Annotated in this window: 18 protein-coding genes and 1 pseudogene; 8 read left to right on the forward strand and 11 right to left on the reverse strand. The window is 63.7% G+C overall.

The features are described from left to right. The first annotated feature begins 43 nt into the window (after window positions 1-43). Window positions 44-607 carry a TetR/AcrR family transcriptional regulator gene (locus P9875_RS10990; RefSeq protein WP_099402699.1) on the forward strand — a complete coding sequence of 188 codons (564 nt, stop codon included), beginning with the start codon at window positions 44-46 and terminating at the stop codon, window positions 605-607. Window positions 608-622: 15 nt separating this feature from the next. Here the strand turns inward: P9875_RS10990 and P9875_RS10995 are convergent, their stop codons facing one another. Next, window positions 623-1,039, reverse strand: coding sequence for a hypothetical protein (locus P9875_RS10995; protein ID WP_278318390.1), 417 nt, complete (start codon window positions 1,037-1,039; stop codon window positions 623-625). A gap of 80 nt (window positions 1,040-1,119) precedes the next feature. Between P9875_RS10995 and P9875_RS11000 the strand changes: the two genes are divergently transcribed. After that, window positions 1,120-1,749, forward strand: a complete 630-nt coding sequence (locus tag P9875_RS11000; protein WP_278318391.1) for a TetR/AcrR family transcriptional regulator — start codon at window positions 1,120-1,122, stop codon at window positions 1,747-1,749. Here P9875_RS11000 and P9875_RS11005 read toward each other — a convergent pair. The 4 genes and pseudogenes from P9875_RS11005 to P9875_RS11020 form a co-directional block, all read right to left on the reverse strand. Next, the gene (locus P9875_RS11005) at window positions 1,746-2,447 is read right to left on the reverse strand and encodes a DsbA family oxidoreductase (RefSeq protein ID WP_278318392.1); all 702 of its coding nucleotides are present in this window, start codon (window positions 2,445-2,447) and stop codon (window positions 1,746-1,748) included. The two genes, P9875_RS11000 and P9875_RS11005, sit on opposite strands and share 4 nt — an antisense overlap. 25 nt (window positions 2,448-2,472) lie before the next feature. Further along, the gene (locus P9875_RS11010; protein ID WP_035826564.1) at window positions 2,473-2,805 is read right to left on the reverse strand and encodes a carboxymuconolactone decarboxylase family protein; all 333 of its coding nucleotides are present in this window, start codon (window positions 2,803-2,805) and stop codon (window positions 2,473-2,475) included. A 63-nt stretch (window positions 2,806-2,868) separates the two neighbouring features. Continuing rightward, the gene (locus tag P9875_RS11015) at window positions 2,869-3,414 is read right to left on the reverse strand and encodes an OsmC family protein (RefSeq protein WP_278318817.1); all 546 of its coding nucleotides are present in this window, start codon (window positions 3,412-3,414) and stop codon (window positions 2,869-2,871) included. Window positions 3,415-3,435: 21 nt separating this feature from the next. Further along, window positions 3,436-4,530 (reverse strand): annotated as a pseudogene (locus tag P9875_RS11020) (alkene reductase); the annotation flags it as partial. Window positions 4,531-4,696: 166 nt separating this feature from the next. Here P9875_RS11020 and P9875_RS11025 point away from each other — a divergent pair. After that, entirely contained in the window at window positions 4,697-5,062 is a 366-nt protein-coding gene (locus P9875_RS11025; RefSeq protein WP_278318393.1) for a hypothetical protein, read from the forward strand. Here P9875_RS11025 and P9875_RS11030 read toward each other — a convergent pair. After that, the gene (locus P9875_RS11030) at window positions 5,039-5,770 is read right to left on the reverse strand and encodes an alpha/beta fold hydrolase (protein ID WP_278318394.1); all 732 of its coding nucleotides are present in this window, start codon (window positions 5,768-5,770) and stop codon (window positions 5,039-5,041) included. The two genes, P9875_RS11025 and P9875_RS11030, sit on opposite strands and share 24 nt — an antisense overlap. 134 nt (window positions 5,771-5,904) lie before the next feature. Between P9875_RS11030 and P9875_RS11035 the strand changes: the two genes are divergently transcribed. Continuing rightward, a complete protein-coding gene (locus P9875_RS11035; RefSeq protein WP_278318395.1) occupies window positions 5,905-6,942 on the forward strand; it encodes a hypothetical protein in 1,038 nt (345 codons plus the stop codon). Between the two features lie 2 nt (window positions 6,943-6,944). Here P9875_RS11035 and P9875_RS11040 read toward each other — a convergent pair whose 3' ends face one another. The 5 genes from P9875_RS11040 to kynU all read right to left on the reverse strand — a co-directional run bounded on the left by P9875_RS11040 (window position 6,945) and on the right by kynU (window position 12,837). Continuing rightward, window positions 6,945-7,970, reverse strand: a complete 1,026-nt coding sequence (locus tag P9875_RS11040; protein WP_278318396.1) for a hypothetical protein — start codon at window positions 7,968-7,970, stop codon at window positions 6,945-6,947. A 2-nt stretch (window positions 7,971-7,972) separates the two neighbouring features. Beyond that, on the reverse strand, window positions 7,973-10,027 hold the full coding sequence (locus tag P9875_RS11045) for a hypothetical protein (protein ID WP_278318397.1): 2,055 nt from the start codon (window positions 10,025-10,027) through the stop codon (window positions 7,973-7,975). Between the two features lie 102 nt (window positions 10,028-10,129). Beyond that, on the reverse strand, window positions 10,130-10,675 hold the full coding sequence (locus P9875_RS11050) for an RBBP9/YdeN family alpha/beta hydrolase (protein ID WP_099402705.1): 546 nt from the start codon (window positions 10,673-10,675) through the stop codon (window positions 10,130-10,132). 15 nt (window positions 10,676-10,690) lie between these two features. Further along, entirely contained in the window at window positions 10,691-11,578 is an 888-nt protein-coding gene (gene kynA / locus P9875_RS11055; protein WP_099402706.1) for a tryptophan 2,3-dioxygenase, read from the reverse strand. A gap of 8 nt (window positions 11,579-11,586) precedes the next feature. Continuing rightward, a complete protein-coding gene (gene kynU / locus P9875_RS11060) occupies window positions 11,587-12,837 on the reverse strand; it encodes a kynureninase (RefSeq protein ID WP_099402805.1) in 1,251 nt (416 codons plus the stop codon). Window positions 12,838-13,443: 606 nt separating this feature from the next. Here kynU and flhD point away from each other — a divergent pair. The 4 genes from flhD to motA all read left to right on the forward strand — a co-directional run bounded on the left by flhD (window position 13,444) and on the right by motA (window position 16,346). Beyond that, the gene (gene flhD / locus P9875_RS11065) at window positions 13,444-13,761 is read left to right on the forward strand and encodes a flagellar transcriptional regulator FlhD (protein WP_034758381.1); all 318 of its coding nucleotides are present in this window, start codon (window positions 13,444-13,446) and stop codon (window positions 13,759-13,761) included. 59 nt (window positions 13,762-13,820) lie between these two features. Beyond that, window positions 13,821-14,384, forward strand: coding sequence for a flagellar transcriptional regulator FlhC (gene flhC / locus P9875_RS11070; protein WP_278318398.1), 564 nt, complete (start codon window positions 13,821-13,823; stop codon window positions 14,382-14,384). A gap of 76 nt (window positions 14,385-14,460) precedes the next feature. Then, the gene (locus P9875_RS11075; protein WP_278318399.1) at window positions 14,461-15,267 is read left to right on the forward strand and encodes a class I SAM-dependent methyltransferase; all 807 of its coding nucleotides are present in this window, start codon (window positions 14,461-14,463) and stop codon (window positions 15,265-15,267) included. Window positions 15,268-15,485: 218 nt separating this feature from the next. Continuing rightward, window positions 15,486-16,346 carry a flagellar motor stator protein MotA gene (motA, locus tag P9875_RS11080; protein ID WP_034758373.1) on the forward strand — a complete coding sequence of 287 codons (861 nt, stop codon included), beginning with the start codon at window positions 15,486-15,488 and terminating at the stop codon, window positions 16,344-16,346. Window positions 16,347-16,386 lie beyond the last annotated feature (40 nt).

Below are 16,386 nucleotides of genomic sequence, written 5' to 3' on the forward strand. Positions count from 1 at the left end.
AATCCGTCGATGGCCGGCATGGCCGTTGGTGCAGGAGCCTGTCATGTCAGTGAGTACCCGCGACGCCCTTTTGAAAAGCGCAGAGATCCACCTGCGTTCGAAAGGCTACGCCGCTTTCAGTTATGCCGATTTGTCGGAAGAAATCGGCATACGCAAGGCCAGTATCCACCATCATTTCCCGACCAAGGAAAACCTCGGCGTGGCCTTGATCACGCAATATATCGAGGTGTTTACCGCGAAGCTGCAAGCCATCGATGCGGCGCATGCCGATCCGGTCGAACGCCTGCGCGAGTTCGGCGGGCTGTTCCTGGCCAGCGCCAACGATCATTTGCTGCCGCTGTGCGGCGCGCTGGCGGCCGAAATGGCGGCGCTGCCCGAATCGCTGCAGGCCCTGGGCCGGCAGCTGATGGCGCAGCAGCTGGACTGGATGGAAAACAATCTCGTGCAGGCGGCGCAGCTGCATGGCTGGACCTTGCGGAAAGCGCCGAAGGACTATGCCTTCATGCTGCTCAGCGCTCTGGAAGGCGCCAGCTTTATCGGCTGGGCCCTGGGGCCTTCGACCGATCCGCTGGCCGCGTTTCATTACATGCTCGACAATCTGGCGTAGCGCAGGCCAGCCTGTTCAGGCCAACAGGGCCGGTTTGGCGATCATCAGCGCGCAGATGGTCAAAAATACGGCCAGCTTGATGCACAGCCAGATTCCCAGCCTGGCGCCCGCCTGCGCGTATCCCTGTTCCATTTTCTCTTCCACCTTGTCCGCCCAGAAATGGTCGATGGCTTGCGCGCCGATAAACAGCGCGAGGGACAGGCGCATCCAGCCCATGTGCAGCCAGGCCCATTCTTGCTGGTACAGCAGGACCAGCCCGCCGATCAGCAGTATCCAGCCTGCGACGGCGATCTGCTGATGGAGTTTATGTAATGTATCGCGGCCGGCAGGCTCGCGCATCAGATGCAGCAGGCGCGGTGTCAGCATCATCGGCCCGATGAAGGCGATGGCGGCGACGATGTGCAATATCAGCAGGAATGTATAGGTGTGCATGGCGTTCTCGTATCGGCAAGGACGGTTGTTTGCGGAACGTTTAGAATAAGTTTTACTACCCACTTCCGCTACTCGCATTCATGGAAAAAACTGCAGCGCATGGAGAACCCCGCAAGCGGCCGTCCCAGGCCAGATCGGCTGCCACCGTGGCGGCGATGGTGGAGGCGGCTGCTCGCATTATCGAGGTGCGGGGATGGGCCGCGCTGACGACGAATCACGTTGCCGAGCTGTCTGGCGTCAGCATCGGCTCGCTGTACCAGTACTTCCCGTCGAAAGAGGCGCTGCTGGCCGAACTGGTACGCCGCGAACGCGCGCTGCTGCTGCACGACGTGGGTCTGGCCATGGCGCTGGAGGGCGAATTGCCGTCCGCGATAGAGCAAGGTGTGATGGCCGGCCTGGCGCACCAGTTCAGGCGCCCCGCGCTTGCGCTCGCGCTGGAATCGGCGCCGTCGTCGCCATCCTTGCAGCGTGAGGACGAGGCCTTGCGGCAGGCGCTTGCCGGCCAGCTCGCGGGGCTGCTGGCGCGTCATGGCGTCGCCGATCCTGATATGGCCGCCGCCGACGTGATTGCGCTATGCCGCGGCATCATCGACGCCGCGGCGCTGCGGGGAGAAACGGATATGGCGTCGCTTGCGCGGCGCCTGGGGCGCGCGGTCCACGGCTACCTGGACACGGCGGCGCCTGCGAGGGAAGCCGCCGCCGGTGCTTAAGGCAGGATGCAGCCGTCCAGGCCGCAGACCTCTCCGGCCGATGCGGCCAGGTCCTGCCGCGATTGCGCATGGAGATTTTCCAGCGCCTGGCTGAACACTTCTGGCGGCTGCGCGCCGGAAATGTGCGTCCCATTGCCAAAGACGAACAGCGGCACGCCGGAAGCGATGCGCGAGGCCTGGTACTCATCGTCCTGCACCTGCTGGCGCCATTGCGGTGTCGACCAGGCCTGCTCCACCACTTCGGCAGGTACGCCCGCCTGGGCCGCGAGCAGGGCGAGGGAATCGCGGTCGAACAGCAACTTGCCGTGCGAAATACTCTGCGCATACAGCACTTCGGCCAGGCGCTGTTGCGATGCCGCGTCGCCGGCAGCCTTGACGAGCATGTGCGCGTCCATGGTGTCGCCAAACAGCATGGTATCGAAGCGGTAGTCCAGGCCTTCCGCGGCCCCATGCGACTGCACCGAGTACAACATGCCCTCGGCGGCCAGCGGATCGCGAAACTTTTTCAGCAAGGCTGCCTTGATCGGCTCCGCTGGATGGCCGGGCGCGATGCGGTAGGCGCGCAGCCTGACCTGCACGGCGTCCCTGTGCTCGAAAGCAGCAAGGGCCTTGTCGAAGCGCCGCTTGGCGATCCAGCACCAGGGGCAGACGAAATCGGACCAGATGTCGACGACCAGCGTTTGTGGGATGTGTTTCATGGTTGCTCCTTGAATGGCGGCGGTATCAAGCCTTGTCGAACGCGTCCAGCACGTGGGTGCTGTACACAAGGGCGGCGCCCGCATTGAGGTTGATCGCCACGCCGAGCGCCTCGGCGATTTCTTCGGTGGTGATGCCCAGTTTCTTGGCGGCGGCAGCGTGGAAGGCGATGCAGCCGTCGCAGCGCGTGGTGACGGCCACGGCCAGCGCGATCAGTTCCCGTGTTTTCGCGTCGAGATGGTTGGTCTTGTCGCCGGCGCCGCCCAATGCGGCGATGCCTTTCATGGTGTCGGGCGTCAATGCGTTCAGTTGCATCGCACGTGTGTTGATATCTTGCCGAGCTTGTTTCCAGTCTTCCATGATTTCCTCGCTGTATAGGCGCTTGCGCGCGGGTTGGTGGTTCGATGATTCCCGGGAGGGGAATCAGGCCTCGATTATTTCCAGGGTGGGCAGCATGCGGATGGCCTTCGAGAAATTGGCCAGGTTGACCGACGTTTTGGTGACGGCCTGGTGCAGCGTTTCGACGCGTTCGCGCGAAGCATCCGTGCGCAGTCGCACCACGTAGCTGACTTCGTCGTAGCCGGGATTGACGCTCTCGTCCAGGCCAAGGAAGCCGCGCAGATCCAGCTTGCCGTCCGTTTCGATCTCCAGGCTGTGCACGGTGATGCCCATGGCCGCCGCATTGGCCGCGTAACCGACCGACAGGCAGGCGTTGAGGGCGGCCATCAGCAGCTCTTGCGGATTGGGCGCCGTGTTTTGGCCCAGCAATTCATGCGGTTCGTCCGAGGCGATCTCGAAATGGCGCGCATGCTTTTCACCGCCCAGCACATAGTGGCTGACGGTGGCCACGCTGCGCGTCTGGTGTTGCCAGCGGGTCTTGACGTTGAAACGGGCGTCGCCTTTGTCTGGATGGCCTGCCACACTCTGGGCAAATTGCTGCAATGCTGCCACGTTGATGCCATTGAGCATGTTGGCGCCGGCCGCCGCGCCATACGCCGGATAGTCGGTATAGCCCTGGGACGGGGCGCCGCTGGCGCCGTAATAGGTCGAGCGGTCGCTGTCGGCCAGCGGCCAGTTGTTTTGCATGCGTTCCACCAGATCCGGGTTGGAAATGAACGGCATGCCGAAGGCGATCAGATCGAGGTCGCCTTTTTCCAGCTCGCTGCGCGCCAGTTCCTGCGTGAAGCCGCCCGCGCCGATCAGGGTGCCGTGGTAGGCCTGGCGGAACTGCGCGCCAAAGCCGGCTGGCACTTCCGCCGCCGTGATGGTGGGCTGGTAGTTCAGGTGCACATAGGCCAGCTGCCTCGTATCGAGCGCCTGCGCCACGCTGCTCCACACCTGCGCTTCGTCGGCATAGGCGCGCATGTCGTACAGGCGGCCGAACGGCGAGATGCGCACGCCGACCTTGCCGCTGCCGATGGCGGCCGACACGGCGTCTACCGTTTCGAGCAAAAAGCGCTGGCGGTTGGCGATGCTGCCGCCGTACTGGTCCGTGCGCGTATTGACGGCGCTGCTGAGGAACTGGTCGAACAGGAAGCCGTTGGCCGCCATGATCTCGATCCCGTCAAAGCCGGCGTCGATAGCGACTTTTGCCGCATGCACGAAGTCGGCGGTGACCCGCGCGATCTCGTCGACGGTCAGCGCGCGTGGCACGCTGGGCAGCACCGGTCCCGCCTTGCCCGCTTCGGTCCAGGCGTACACGGTGGTGTTTTCCGCCGCCACGTCGCTGGGGCCGACGGGCGCTGCGTTGCCCGGCTGGATCGATACGTGCGACATGCGGCCCACGTGCCACAGCTGGGCGAAGATCTTGCCGCCCTTGGCGTGCACGGCATCGGTCACCTGGCGCCAGCCCTGGCCCTGTATGTCGCTATGGATGCCCGGCGTGTACAAATAGCCGCGGCCTTCATCGGAGACGGGCAAGCCTTCGGTGACGATCAGGCCGGCCGAGGCGCGCTGGGCGTAATACAGCGCGGTGAGCGCGTCGGGATTGTTTTCCAGGGTGCGCGTGCGCGTCATCGGCGCCATGACGACGCGGTTGGCCAGGGAAATGCCGGACAGGTCATAGGGGGTGAACAGTTGATGCATGTAATGCCTCGCAGAGAGTCGAATGCGCCGTGGCGCGGAAGGATTACCGGGTGAAATACCGGGTTCGAAATAAGTCTACCATCTAGTAGGTAGGCTAGTCAATCGATCGTAGCGCCAGCAAAATCGCTATGATGCGGCTTTGCACGAGACGATACGGATGATTGCCATGAAGAACCGCCTGATGGCGGGCCTGGGCGCGCATGCGCTGGGCTGCCTGCTGTTTATTGTGTTGAGCTGGCTGGGTTTTTACCTGTACACGCAGCTGTTCGGCAGCCTCGGCTCGCGCGGCGTGGCCGGCGGCCTGGCCTTGCTGCTCGTGTTTTATGTGTATGCGGGCACGAATTTGCTGCTGGCGCTGTTGCCGCCCGGCAGGTGGAAGCCGGTGCTATGCGGTTTGCTGGGCGCGGCCGTGCTCGCGTATCTGCTGCCCCAGCATCCGCTGCGGGCGATCTACTTCAGCGTGCTGTCGGGCGGCTTGAGCTGGCTGGCCGTGCTGGCCAGCGTGCGTTTAGTTGAGCGCCTGCGGAGCTGACAGGCTGTCGATAAAAGCGGCGACGGCGACGGCGGCCGCTTCCGGCGCTGCCTGCAGCAGCATGTGCGGCGCGGCGATGTCAACCAGTTGCGCGTCCGCTGCCTGCCGCAGTATCTGTACGGCGTTGGCCGGCGGCACCAGGCGGTCGTGGCGGGCGCGCAGATACAGCACGGGCAGGCTGCCGCGTGCGAAGCTGCGCGAGGCGTCGGTTTCCAGCACGGCGCGCAGGCGCTGGCGCAGCACGCTGGGCGGCACTTGCGCCAGCGCCGCTGCCAGTTCCGCCTGCAGTTGCGGCGTGGCGTGGGGCGCCAGCAGCGCCTGGCGCAGCGCGAAGCCGGGCATGGCGCCAAAGGGCACCATGTGCAGCAAGTGGCGCAGCGGCGCCAGCATCGGGCGCGGATTGCGCACGAACGAACAGCACAGGATCAGGGCGCGCATGCCGGGTGGCGGATCGGCGCGCAACGCTGCCCCCAGCGGCCCGGAAAACGATTCGGCCAGCACGACGAATGGACGGCCCTGCGGCAGGCGCTCGCGTACGAACGCTTCCAGCGCCGCGTAATCGAGCGGCGCGGCCGGATAGGCGATGGCCAGGGTAACGATGGCGCTGTGCGCGCGCAAGGCGGCGTCAAAACGGTGGAACAGGCTGGCCGTGCCATCCATGCCGGGCAGGAGGACGAGCAGTGTCGAAGCGGGAGGAGAGGTCGTCATTGCGGCCATCATAACAGCGGCCTCGGCGCACGCGCCGTCCGCCAGCCGCGCCGCATGGGCGCGGGCGCCATGCTAGAATCGCCGGCGCGCCATGCGTGGCCGTAATCGCGGTCTAATCCCCGACAGACAGAATCATGCATATCATTTTTTCGAATTACCGCACCCTGGGCAGCGCCTTGCTGGTAGCGGCCTGCGTCCTTTCCCAGCCTGCCCGCGCCACGGCGGCGCCCTCTGCGCCGGCCGGGAAAAGCCTGTCGTCCTTGCTGGCCGGCGGTCCCTTGCCGCGATTGAGCGAAGACCCGCAAGTGCGCGCGGCCCTGTTCGATTTCTTCGGTTACGCGCGCGGCAGCTATACGGAAGACGATGAATTGCTGCTGGCGCAGGCGCTCGAAGCGATCAGCGAAAAGCGCGATGCCACGCGCACCGTGCTGGCCGATGGCCGCCAGTTGCTCGCGTCGATGAATGACCGCAAGCAGGGCCGTGAACGGGGCGCCATGCTGCTCGACAAGCGCGGCGCCATCATCGCCTTTGGCCTCGTCAACGGGCATTGCCGCCTGGAGGGCCAGCCGCTGGCGAAAGTCTGCAATCCCGATCCGAATGCCGTGCTGACGGTGTTCCACCGCAAGGGCATGCTGGTCGGGGATGCGGCGCCTTTGCTGGCCTGGGCCCGGCAATTGCCGCCCATGCTGGCGCTGATCGCGGGCGACAAGGAAGCGGGCGCCGACGGGCAAAAGATCGCCAGCGTTGAATATGTGCTGGCGCAGCCGGCCCTGCCGGGCTGGAACCGCGCCCAGCTGCCGCCCGCGTATCCGCCGGCGCTGCTGCCGCTGCTGCTCGATAAATCCACGGTGCTGACGTCGGCCGGCGCCGGCGTGTTTGCCTATCCGCTGACCCTCAAGGGCAAGAAACAGAACAATGTGCTCGACCATGCGGAAGGCCGCCCGCCGCGCGACCTGGAAGTGGCGCTGCGCAGCTATGCCAGTTTCGACACGGTGGTCGAGCGTTACCGCCAGCTGGCCAAGGGCGCCCGGCTGCAGCGCAACGAGCGCACGGCCTACCTCGATGGCAACATGGGACAGGGCAGCTACCGCGTCTACATCCGCAACACGGGCGCCGATGGCGTGATGATCGACGTGGCGCTGTGGCAGCGCAAGTTGTCTGCCAGCCGCTGAATTCAATCAGGGCGCGCCTCTTCGTAGCCCAGTTGCGCCAGCTGCGCGGCGATGGCGTCGTCGCGGGTTTTCTTGCCGGTGCGCAGGCGCGCATGCGTGAGCGACGCGGGCAAACCATGCGCCAGCAAGGCGTCGATGTCGAGCATGGTTTCGGATGCCGACAGCTGGCGCAGGGCGGGCAAGGCGGCAAGGCCTGGCAGGCTGTCGAGCGTCTTGCAGGTGTGCAGATGCAGGCGTTCAAGCACGGGATTGGGCCCCAGCGCGATCTGCCGCAGCTTGATCTGGTCTTCCACCCATAGCGCCTGCAGCAGCGGGAAGCGGCCGATATCGCCCAGGGTTTCCAGGCCGCGCACGCGTATCACTTCCAGTTTCCGCAACAGGGGCGCCTCGACGTGCGTGAGCGATTCGCGCCCGCCCAGCTGCAACAGCAGCCGGTCCAGGCGGGCCATCTCCGAGATGAAATCCAATGGCACCTTGTTCTTGATGCGGTATAGCGACAGCTCGTGCAGCGCCGGCAGGCCGGCCACGGTGTCGATATGCTGGTGGTGGCCCTCGATGACCAGGCTGGCCAGCTGCGCGTAGTGGCGCAGCGGGGCCAGGTCGATATTGTTTTTGGCCGACTCGCCCAGGTTCAGGTATTCGAGGCCACGCAAATTGTCGAGCTGCAGGATGTCGGCCTGCGCCAGCTGGTACACGCCCAGGCTCAGGCGCTTCAGGTGGCGCAGCTCGCCCAGGGTTTCCAGATGGATGGCTTGCCAGTGGCAGTCGATGGACAGGCTGGCCACATGCGGCAGCGCGCGCAGGATGCGGGCGTCGAACACCCTCGGGTCGTAACCGTAGATGCGGATGGTCAGCGCCGTGCCGCAGGTGGCGGCCAGGGCGTCGAGGTCGGCCAGCAGCGGCTCCGGCTCGCCCAGGGTATCGAACTGCACCAGCACCTGCTGGCCGCCCGCGATGGCGGCGCGGATCGCCGCAGCGTCGATGCGCCCGGGGTTCTGGATGCGTAGCGGCTGAGTTGTTTGCGTCATGGTCATAGTCCTATCGGATAGTCGACTTTCCTGGGGGGAGGGCAGCCTTCCGGTCCCGGAAACGTCTGCTTGCCCGTGTCGTCGTAGCGCTTGCCGCACTCGACGAGCACGCGCTTGCGGAAGGTGTAGATGCTGGCCACCTTGCCGTTCGGGTGGTAGCAGATATTGTCGCCGTCGCGGTCGGTCGAAGCGTAGCTGATCGTGGTCTCGCCGTTGACCGTGCGCGTGCTGTGGCCGCTGCGCGGCTCCGTGCATTTGAGCTGGCCGCTTTCGTAATAGACGTTGAGGACGGAGGTGTCGGCGGCACGGTCGACCAGCAGTTCATCCTTGCGCTTGCCGTTCGGGTAGTTCGAATAGCCTTCCTGGCGCTGGCCGTACTGGAAGGCGTAGTAATACTGCGGTTTGCCGTCCGGGTAGTACATGTGGTGGTACTCGCATACGTCGTCGCGCGTGCTGCCGTACTCCTTGAAGGTGCAGCGGTGGATGTCGTTGAACAGCTGGCCATCCTCATAGTACTCGCGCAGGTGCGTGAGCAGGCGGCCCTGGTCGATGACGGCCAGGCGTTCCGGCTTGCCGTTCGGGTAGTAGCGCGCGTCCAGGCCCTGCTTCTTGCCCATGTCCCACAAGGTGTCGAGACGCAGGATCTTGCCGCTGTCATCGAACGCCTGTTCGCGCCCATCGAGCTGCCCGCTGCGGTAGGAGGCCGTGTAGACCGCGTATTCCTTGCCGGCCGGGCCCAGATAGCGCGTGCGGCTGCCTTCGAGCACGCCGGCCTGGTAATGGTCGCGCAGGCGCAGCGCACCTTGCGCATCCGTGTCGATCGCTTCACCCTGCTTTTTGCCTTGCACGAAAGTGACGCTTTGCGTGGCCTGGTCCTTGAGCTTGAGCTTCCACGGCCCGTCGCGCAAGCCTTCGATGAAGCTGCCGTCGCCGTCTTCCGTGATCCACGCGCCATGGCGCGCGCCGTTGACGTAGTTGCCGCGCGTTTGCAGCTTGCCGCCCATGCTGCGTTCGTGCGGGCCGTTCAGCTGGCCGCCCGCGTAGGTGTCGAAGCCCGTCACTTCCTCTGCATCGGCATAGTTGACGACCGTCCAGCGGCCTTCGCGCTTGCCGGCACGGTACATGCCGCTCTCGCTCTGCTTGGGATAGTTGAAGGACCACAGGCCTTCTTGCAGGCCGTTGACGAAGTGGCCCTTTTCGCTGCCTTCGTGCATGCCGTCGCGCACCCACAGGCCCTGGCGCTTGCCCTTCACGTACTGGCCCCGCTCGACCACCGAACCGTCGTCCCAGGCCAGGCTGTAGATGACGGAAGGGCCTTCCTGGCTGCCCGTGAACTGCTTCGGCGCCGTTTCCCACGTCACTTGCCACAGGCGGTAATTGCGCAGGATGCCGGCGCCGACATCGCTGTACAGGGTGTAGCTGGCGGTGAGAAAACGCTCGCCTTTTTTCCCGAAGGTTTTCTTGTAGATGATGGCGTCCTGGCTGCCGGCCGCCACGGGTTTACCCTCATCGCTGTAGTAGCCGACGATGGTGCCCTGCGTATGGTCGATGGCGTCGAAATCCGCATTGCCGCTCTTGCCGCGCGCGACGCTGTAGTCCATCGGCGCCAGTTTCGCCAGCGCCGCCTTGACCTGGCCCGCGTTGGGCGCGGCGCTTTGCGCCACGATGCGGTTCAACGCCGGCTGCAAGCCGTCCAGGCGCCTGTATTTGCCGGAACTGCGGTCGTAGCGGTAGGCGCGCAGTCCGTTCTTGCCGTCCTGGCGGAACAGCACCAGCATGGTTTGCACGCTGTCGTTCGAATCCTTGTCCAGCGAGGCGTAGAAGACGGAGCGGATGACGGCGTTGCCGAACTGGTCGAGCAGGATGGGCTTAGCGGTGCTGCTCTTGCACTCGCAGTAATAGCCGTTGACGCCTTCTTTTTCCTTGAGAAAGGCGACGTCAAGCCCGCTGTCCTGCGCGGCGCTGATGGCGGGATGGGCGAGGCTCTTGCCTTCGTAGAAGGGCGCGCCGTGGGCAAGGGCGGAGCAAAGCAGCAAGGGCAGAAGCAGACGTTTCATCGTGAGGCTGGCGCCGGGGCGCCGCAATGGAAAGGCCACGATTCTGCCTGCGTTCTTACTTGCGGGCAAATGGGCGCGCGTCTATCGTGTGCGCGCCCCCGTTCAGGGCTGGTGCGCGGCGCAGAAGTCCAGCAGCAGCTGTTCGCCGTCCGGCCACGGGCCGTAGCCGGCGTCGCCGTTGATATGGCCGGCGTCGCCGATCATGGTGAAATCGCTGCCCCAGGCGGCGGCAAACGCGCGTGCCCGCGCGAAGCTGACGTAGGGATCATCGCCGCTGGCGACCACCAGGCTGGGAAACGGCAAGGCTAGCAGCGGCATCGGCGCAAAGCCCGTCGTACCGGCGGGGTAGGAGGGCGCTTCCACATCGCTGGGGGCGACGAGGAAGGCGCCGGCGATCTTGTGCGGCGAGCCGCTGGCCGCCCAGTGGGCCACCAGCGTGCAGGCCAGGCTGTGCGCCGCCAGCACGGGCGGGCGCTCGCAGGCGGCGATGGCGCGGTCGAGCTCCGCCACCCATTCGTCCTTGTCCGGCGTCTGCCATTCCCGGTGCGGCACGCGCGACCATTGCGGGTGGCGCGCTTCCCAATGGGTTTGCCAGTGCTGCGGCCCGGAATTCCACAGGCCGGCCAGGTTCAGGACGAGAGACGACATCGATGCTCCTTAAAGTTATAACTCCGTGCGAAGGGCAAACAGTTCGGGGAACAATACCACGTCGAGCATCTTGCGCAAATAGCTCACGCCCGCCGTGCCGCCCGTACCCGTCTTGAAGCCGATGATGCGTTCGACCGTCGTCACGTGGCGGAAGCGCCAGAAGCGGAAGGCCGTTTCCAGGTCGACCAGCTTTTCGGCCAGTTCGTACAGGGCCCAGTGTTTCGACGGGTCGCGGTAGACTTCCAGCCACGCCGCCTTGACGGAGGCGTCGGCGCTGGTCGGCAGGGCCCAGTCGGCGTTCAGGCGCTCGGGGGAGATGGGCAGGCCGCTGCGCGCCAGCAGCTTGATCGACTCGTCGTAGACGGAGGGCGCGCGCAGGGCGGCGTCGAGCACCTTGTAGGTTTCCGGCGCCGTCGTATGCACGTTGAGCAGGGCGGCGTTCTTGTTCCCCAAAATGAATTCGATCTCGCGGTACTGGTAAGACTGGAAGCCGGACGAGGCGCCCAGGTAAGGGCGGATGGCCGTGTATTCGGGCGGCGTCATGGTGGCTAGCACGTCCCAGGCGTGCACCAGCTGGTCCATGATGCGCGCCACGCGGGCCAGCATTTTAAAGGCGGGCGCCAGGTCGCCGCTTTGCAGGTTGGCGCGCACGGCGTGCATTTCGTGCAGCATCAGTTTCATCCACAATTCGCTCGTCTGGTGCTGCACGATGAACAGCATTTCGTTGTGGTTCGGCGACAGCGGATGCTGGGCCGTCAGAATGCGGTCCAGCGCCAGGTAATTGCCGTAGCTCATGGACTCACTGAAATCCATCTGCGCGCCATGCCACTGCGTATCCTGGCCGCCCGCATGCATGGGACAGCCGCTGGTGTTTTCCTTGTTCATATTCTTGTCGTCGCTCATGGGATGTTTCAGGTGACGGCATCGCGCTTGGCGGCGATGTCGTAGGCTAGTGTGTCGAGGATGTCGCGCAGGATTTCCACGGCATCCCACACGTCGGCAAAGCTCGTGTACAGGGGCGTGAAGCCAAAGCGCATGATGGCCGGTTCGCGGTAGTCGCCGATCACGCCGCGCGCGATCAGCGCCTGCATCACGGCATAGCCGTGCGGGTGCGTGAAGCTGACATGGCTGCCGCGGCGCGCATGCTCGCGCGGCGTGACGAGGCCCAGCGGATGGCTGGCGCAGCGCTGCTCCACCAGCGCGATGAACAGATCGGTCAGGGCCAGCGACTTGCGGCGGATGGCTTCCATGCTGGTTTGCGCAAAGATATCGAGGCCGCATTCGACCAGGGCCAGCGAGAGTATCGGCTGCGTGCCGCACAGGGCGCGGGCGATGCCGTCGGCGGGCGCGAAGCCCGGCTCCATGGCGAACGGCGTGGCGTGGCCCCACCAGCCGGACAAAGGCTGGCGGAAGCGCGCCTGGTGTTTTTCCGGCACCCAGATGAAAGCGGGCGAGCCGGGGCCGCCGTTCAGGTATTTATAGGTGCAGCCGACGGCCAGGTCGGCGCCGGCGCCGTTCAGGTCCAGCGGCACGGCGCCGGCTGAATGGGCCAGGTCCCACAGCGCCAGTGCGCCCTGCGCGTGGCAATGGCTGCTGATGGCGGCCATGTCATGCTGATAGCCGCTGCGGTAGTTGACGTGCGTGAGCATGGCGACGGCGCAATCGGCAGCTATGGCTTGCGTCAGTTCTTCCGGGCTGTCGACCAGGCGCAGCTGGTAACCGCGATCGAGCCAGGCGGCCAGGCCTTGCGCCATGTACAGGTCGGTGGGGAAGTTGCTGCGTTCGCTGACGATGATGCGCCGCGCCGCATGCGCGGGATCGCTGGCCTGCATCTGCAGGGCGGCGGCCAGGGCCTTGAACAGGTTGACGGAGGTGGTGTCGGTGATCACCACTTCGCCCGTGCCGGCGCCCAGTAGCGGGGCCAGGCGGTCGCCCAGGCGCTTGGGCAGGTCGAACCAGCCGGCCGTATTCCAGCTGCGGATCAGGTCCGTGCCCCATTCCGCCGTGATGACGTGCTGGGCGCGGGCCAGGGCCGCTTTCGGCCGCGCGCCCAGGGAGTTGCCGTCGAGGTAAATCACGCCTTGCGGCAAGTCGAATTGCTGGCGCAGGGGCGCCAGGGGATCGTCGAGGTCGCGTGCGCTGCAGTCATGTCGAGAAATCATGGTGGCTTTCATATTGATACTTGTCTCAGTGGCACGATATTGCTTGAAGCTTAAAGTATTGTGCGGAAGCAGGCAGTGTAGCAAATTCACGCTGGAAAGCGGAATTTCCGCTCGGGTTGAAGCGCGGAAAGTACCTGCCTGCGGGGCGTCAACGAAAAAAATCACGATTTTTAAAAATATTTTCAAATAGCCCTAAAGTTCTGCGATTCGCCGCCGTCAACGATTACATGAACGGTGTCAAACCGACGGAAAAAGAATGCGGGTTTTTGAAATATTTTTCAAAAAAGCCCTAAAGTTCCCGCCAGGACAGCCGTTATCTAGGTAGACAGGCTTGATTCCAATCAAGTTGTTGTAAAAAAGTGATATTTTTTACAGGCCAAAAATTGGCTAAATCCGGCCCAGAGCCAACCCTCCATACCCGCGCCGTTGCTGGCGCGCGACCATGATCGAGTAGTGTTTGTCAGACAAACACCTACGATCCCATCCGCTATTGCCCGACCAAAAATACAGCGCTACGCCTCTGTTGCATTTAATGTTGCTCCTGCAGAATGTATCTCACTGGCAACACACAACGCCAGCTGAATTCAACGGATTGAGGAGATGGAAATGACTGCTAACGATATGATGGCTGAGATTCGCGACGCTAACCTGAGCTACCTGATGCTGGCCCAGCAAATGATTCGTGCGGACAAGGTAACGGCCATCTTCCGTTTGGGCATTGCCGCCGAAATCGCCGAACTGATCGAAGGCATGAGCAATGCGCAGATCCTGAAGCTCGCTGGCGGCAACATGATGCTGGCCCGCTTCCGCTTCGACGACAGCGCCATCCTGGGCATGTTGACGAACTACAATAAAGACCGCTCGCTGGCGCAATCGCACGCAGCTATCCTGATGGCAGGCCAGGGCGTCGAAGAAATCGCTTGATTCAGCAATCTTCAGTCAGTATCAGTTAGTTAGTATCAGTCAGTCGCGGAGTACACAGCATGGCCAAAAAAAGTGTCGTATCGGAAGCGCAGGAAATCCAGCTGGCCATCGAACTGATACAGCTGGGCGCCCGTTTGCAACTGCTGGAGACCGAAGTCTCGCTGTCGCGCGAACGCCTGCTCAATCTGTACAAGGAATTGAAGGGCGTCTCGCCGCCCAAGGGCATGCTGCCTTTTTCCACCGACTGGTTCATCACCTGGCAACCGAATATCCATTCCTCGCTGTTCATCAACATCCACAAATTCCTCGTCGACCACGCCGGCGCCACGGGCATCGAAGCCGTGATGAAGGCGTATAAACTGTATCTGGAACAGATGCCGCCCGACGCGGGCGAAGAGCCGCTGCTGTCGCTGACGCGGGCCTGGACCCTGGTGCGCTTTTTCAGCAGCAAGATGCTGGACATGGCCCCTTGCGGCAAGTGCGGCGGCAAGTTTGTTGTCAACTGTCTCGACCTGAACGCCGATTATGTGTGCGGCCTGTGCCACATGCCTTCGCGTGCCGGCAAGACCAAGAAGGCGCGCGATGAAGCGGCCGCTGTCGCGCCACCGAGTGTCGCCGCCTGATATTGCCCGAATTACTGTCCCAATAATAGCCTCAGTGAAAACCGGAGCGGTCGCCAGACCGGACTCCGGTTTTTTCATGGCGCTTTCGCTTACACTGGCGTTTTCCTCCTTTAACTTGCCCATGCTGCAGCAAATCCTGCGCGCGCCCGCGCTCAAGGCCATCCTGATCCAGGTGCTGGCCTTTCCCTTGATGTTGCTATTGGTATATGGTCTGGCGCGCGCCGGCGTGGCCATGTCGCTGCCGGCCGTGGCGCTGGTGCAGGGCGTGCTGGCGGCGCTCATCACGTGGCGCGCGGGACTGGCGCGCTGGTGGTGCGCCATCGGCCTGCTGTTCGCGCCCGCCTTGCTGGCCGCCAGCCTGCTCGAGCTGCCGCCGGCCGTGTTCCTGGCGGCCTTTGTTTTCCTGCTGAGCTTGTACTGGTCGACGTTCCGCACGCAAGTGCCGTTTTACCCGTCGGGGCCGAAGGTGTGGCAGGCGGTGGCCGGGCTGATCGCGGACCGTCCCGGCGTGCGCCTGATCGATATCGGCAGCGGCCTCGGCGGCCTGGTGCTGGACCTGGCGCGGCGCCGGCCCGATGGGCAGTTTTCCGGTATCGAGCTGGCGCCGCTGCCGTGGCTGGCAAGCCGCTTGCGCGCATGGCTGGCGGGCAGCCGCGCGCGCTTCCTGCGCGGTGACTACGAGGCGCTCGACTTCGGCCGCTACGATGCCGTCTTTGCCTACCTGTCGCCAGCGGCGATGGCGGCCCTGTGGCGCAAGGCGGAAAAGGAAATGTTGCCCGGTAGCATGCTTCTTAGTTACGAATTCCAGATCGCGGCACGCGCGCCCGATAAGACCATCGCCGCCACAGAGGGTGGCCCTTTACTTTACATATGGTGCTTTTAAGCAATTGTCTGCGTTATTTGCTTGCCCGTGGGGCAATCTCACGTTATTGTAGTTCCACACGGCATTTTCTCGGAATTGCATTGAAAAGCAGCACATTTCAATTAACTTCCGGTTGCTTTTTTTGCCGCTGTCTTTGCCGGCGGCGCAGCCGCCAGAAGACAGAACAGGTTTGAACATGCCGGGCGTACAGCCCCGGCCATTATTGGGAGTCAGGGCACTTGTTAGTCATAATCGGATACATCATCGTCTGCGCCTCGGTCTTTGGCGGCTTCGCAATGGCCGGCGGCCATCTGGCGGCGCTGTTCCAGCCGCTGGAGTTGCTGATGATCGGCGGCGCCGCCCTGGGCGCCTTCCTTGTTGGTAACAATAACAAGGCCATCAAGGCGACGATCGCCGCCTTGCCCAGCTTGTTCAAGGGTTCGCGCTATACCAAAGAGCTGTACATGGAACTGATGTCGCTGTTGTTCGAAGTGCTCAGCAAGGTGCGCAAGGAAGGCTTGATGTCGATCGAAGGCGATATCGACAAGCCCGAGGAAAGCCCGCTGTTTTCCAAGTACCCGGCCGTGCTGGCCGACCACCACATCGTCGAATTCATGACCGATTACCTGCGCCTGATGGTATCGGGCAATATGGATGCGTTCCAGATCGAAAACCTGATGGACAACGAAATCGAGACGCACCATCACGAAGGCGCCGTGCCGGCCCACGTGATCGCCAAGGTGGGCGATGGCTTGCCCGCGTTCGGTATCGTCGCCGCCGTCATGGGCGTGGTGCACACGATGGAATCGGTGGGCATCCCGCCGGCCGAGCTGGGCATGCTGATCGCGCACGCGCTGGTCGGCACCTTCCTCGGCATCTTGCTGGCGTATGGCTTCGTCGGCCCGCTGGCCAGCCTGCTCGAACAGAAGCTGGAAGAGTCGAGCAAGATGTTCCAGTGCGTGAAAGTGACCCTGCTGGCCAGCCTGAACGGCTATGCGCCGGCGCTTGCCGTGGAGTTCGGCCGCAAGGTGCTGTTCTCGACCGAGCGTCCGACGTTCAATGAGCTGGAAGACCACATCAAGAAATCGAAAACGAAGTAAGCAGTGAATATACGCCTGGACACCATGAGTCATTTGCAGC

Source organism: Janthinobacterium rivuli (assembly GCF_029690045.1).
GTDB lineage: Bacteria > Pseudomonadota > Gammaproteobacteria > Burkholderiales > Burkholderiaceae_D > Janthinobacterium > Janthinobacterium rivuli.

What these genes read in the sequence shown, in the direction of transcription:
- P9875_RS10990 (WP_099402699.1), top strand. Translation starts at nt 44, where the DNA reads ATGTCAGTGAGTACCCGCGACGCCCTTTTGAAAAGCGCAGAGATCCAC.
- P9875_RS10995 (WP_278318390.1), bottom strand. Translation starts at nt 1,039, where the DNA reads ATGCACACCTATACATTCCTGCTGATATTGCACATCGTCGCCGCCATC.
- P9875_RS11000 (WP_278318391.1), top strand. Translation starts at nt 1,120, where the DNA reads ATGGAAAAAACTGCAGCGCATGGAGAACCCCGCAAGCGGCCGTCCCAG.
- P9875_RS11005 (WP_278318392.1), bottom strand. Translation starts at nt 2,447, where the DNA reads ATGAAACACATCCCACAAACGCTGGTCGTCGACATCTGGTCCGATTTC.
- P9875_RS11010 (WP_035826564.1), bottom strand. Translation starts at nt 2,805, where the DNA reads ATGGAAGACTGGAAACAAGCTCGGCAAGATATCAACACACGTGCGATG.
- P9875_RS11015 (WP_278318817.1), bottom strand. Translation starts at nt 3,414, where the DNA reads ATGCTCAATGGCATCAACGTGGCAGCATTGCAGCAATTTGCCCAGAGT.
- P9875_RS11025 (WP_278318393.1), top strand. Translation starts at nt 4,697, where the DNA reads ATGAAGAACCGCCTGATGGCGGGCCTGGGCGCGCATGCGCTGGGCTGC.
- P9875_RS11030 (WP_278318394.1), bottom strand. Translation starts at nt 5,770, where the DNA reads ATGACGACCTCTCCTCCCGCTTCGACACTGCTCGTCCTCCTGCCCGGC.
- P9875_RS11035 (WP_278318395.1), top strand. Translation starts at nt 5,905, where the DNA reads ATGCATATCATTTTTTCGAATTACCGCACCCTGGGCAGCGCCTTGCTG.
- P9875_RS11040 (WP_278318396.1), bottom strand. Translation starts at nt 7,970, where the DNA reads ATGACGCAAACAACTCAGCCGCTACGCATCCAGAACCCCGGGCGCATC.
- P9875_RS11045 (WP_278318397.1), bottom strand. Translation starts at nt 10,027, where the DNA reads ATGAAACGTCTGCTTCTGCCCTTGCTGCTTTGCTCCGCCCTTGCCCAC.
- P9875_RS11050 (WP_099402705.1), bottom strand. Translation starts at nt 10,675, where the DNA reads ATGTCGTCTCTCGTCCTGAACCTGGCCGGCCTGTGGAATTCCGGGCCG.
- kynA (WP_099402706.1), bottom strand. Translation starts at nt 11,578, where the DNA reads ATGAGCGACGACAAGAATATGAACAAGGAAAACACCAGCGGCTGTCCC.
- kynU (WP_099402805.1), bottom strand. Translation starts at nt 12,837, where the DNA reads ATGATTTCTCGACATGACTGCAGCGCACGCGACCTCGACGATCCCCTG.
- flhD (WP_034758381.1), top strand. Translation starts at nt 13,444, where the DNA reads ATGACTGCTAACGATATGATGGCTGAGATTCGCGACGCTAACCTGAGC.
- flhC (WP_278318398.1), top strand. Translation starts at nt 13,821, where the DNA reads ATGGCCAAAAAAAGTGTCGTATCGGAAGCGCAGGAAATCCAGCTGGCC.
- P9875_RS11075 (WP_278318399.1), top strand. Translation starts at nt 14,461, where the DNA reads ATGGCGCTTTCGCTTACACTGGCGTTTTCCTCCTTTAACTTGCCCATG.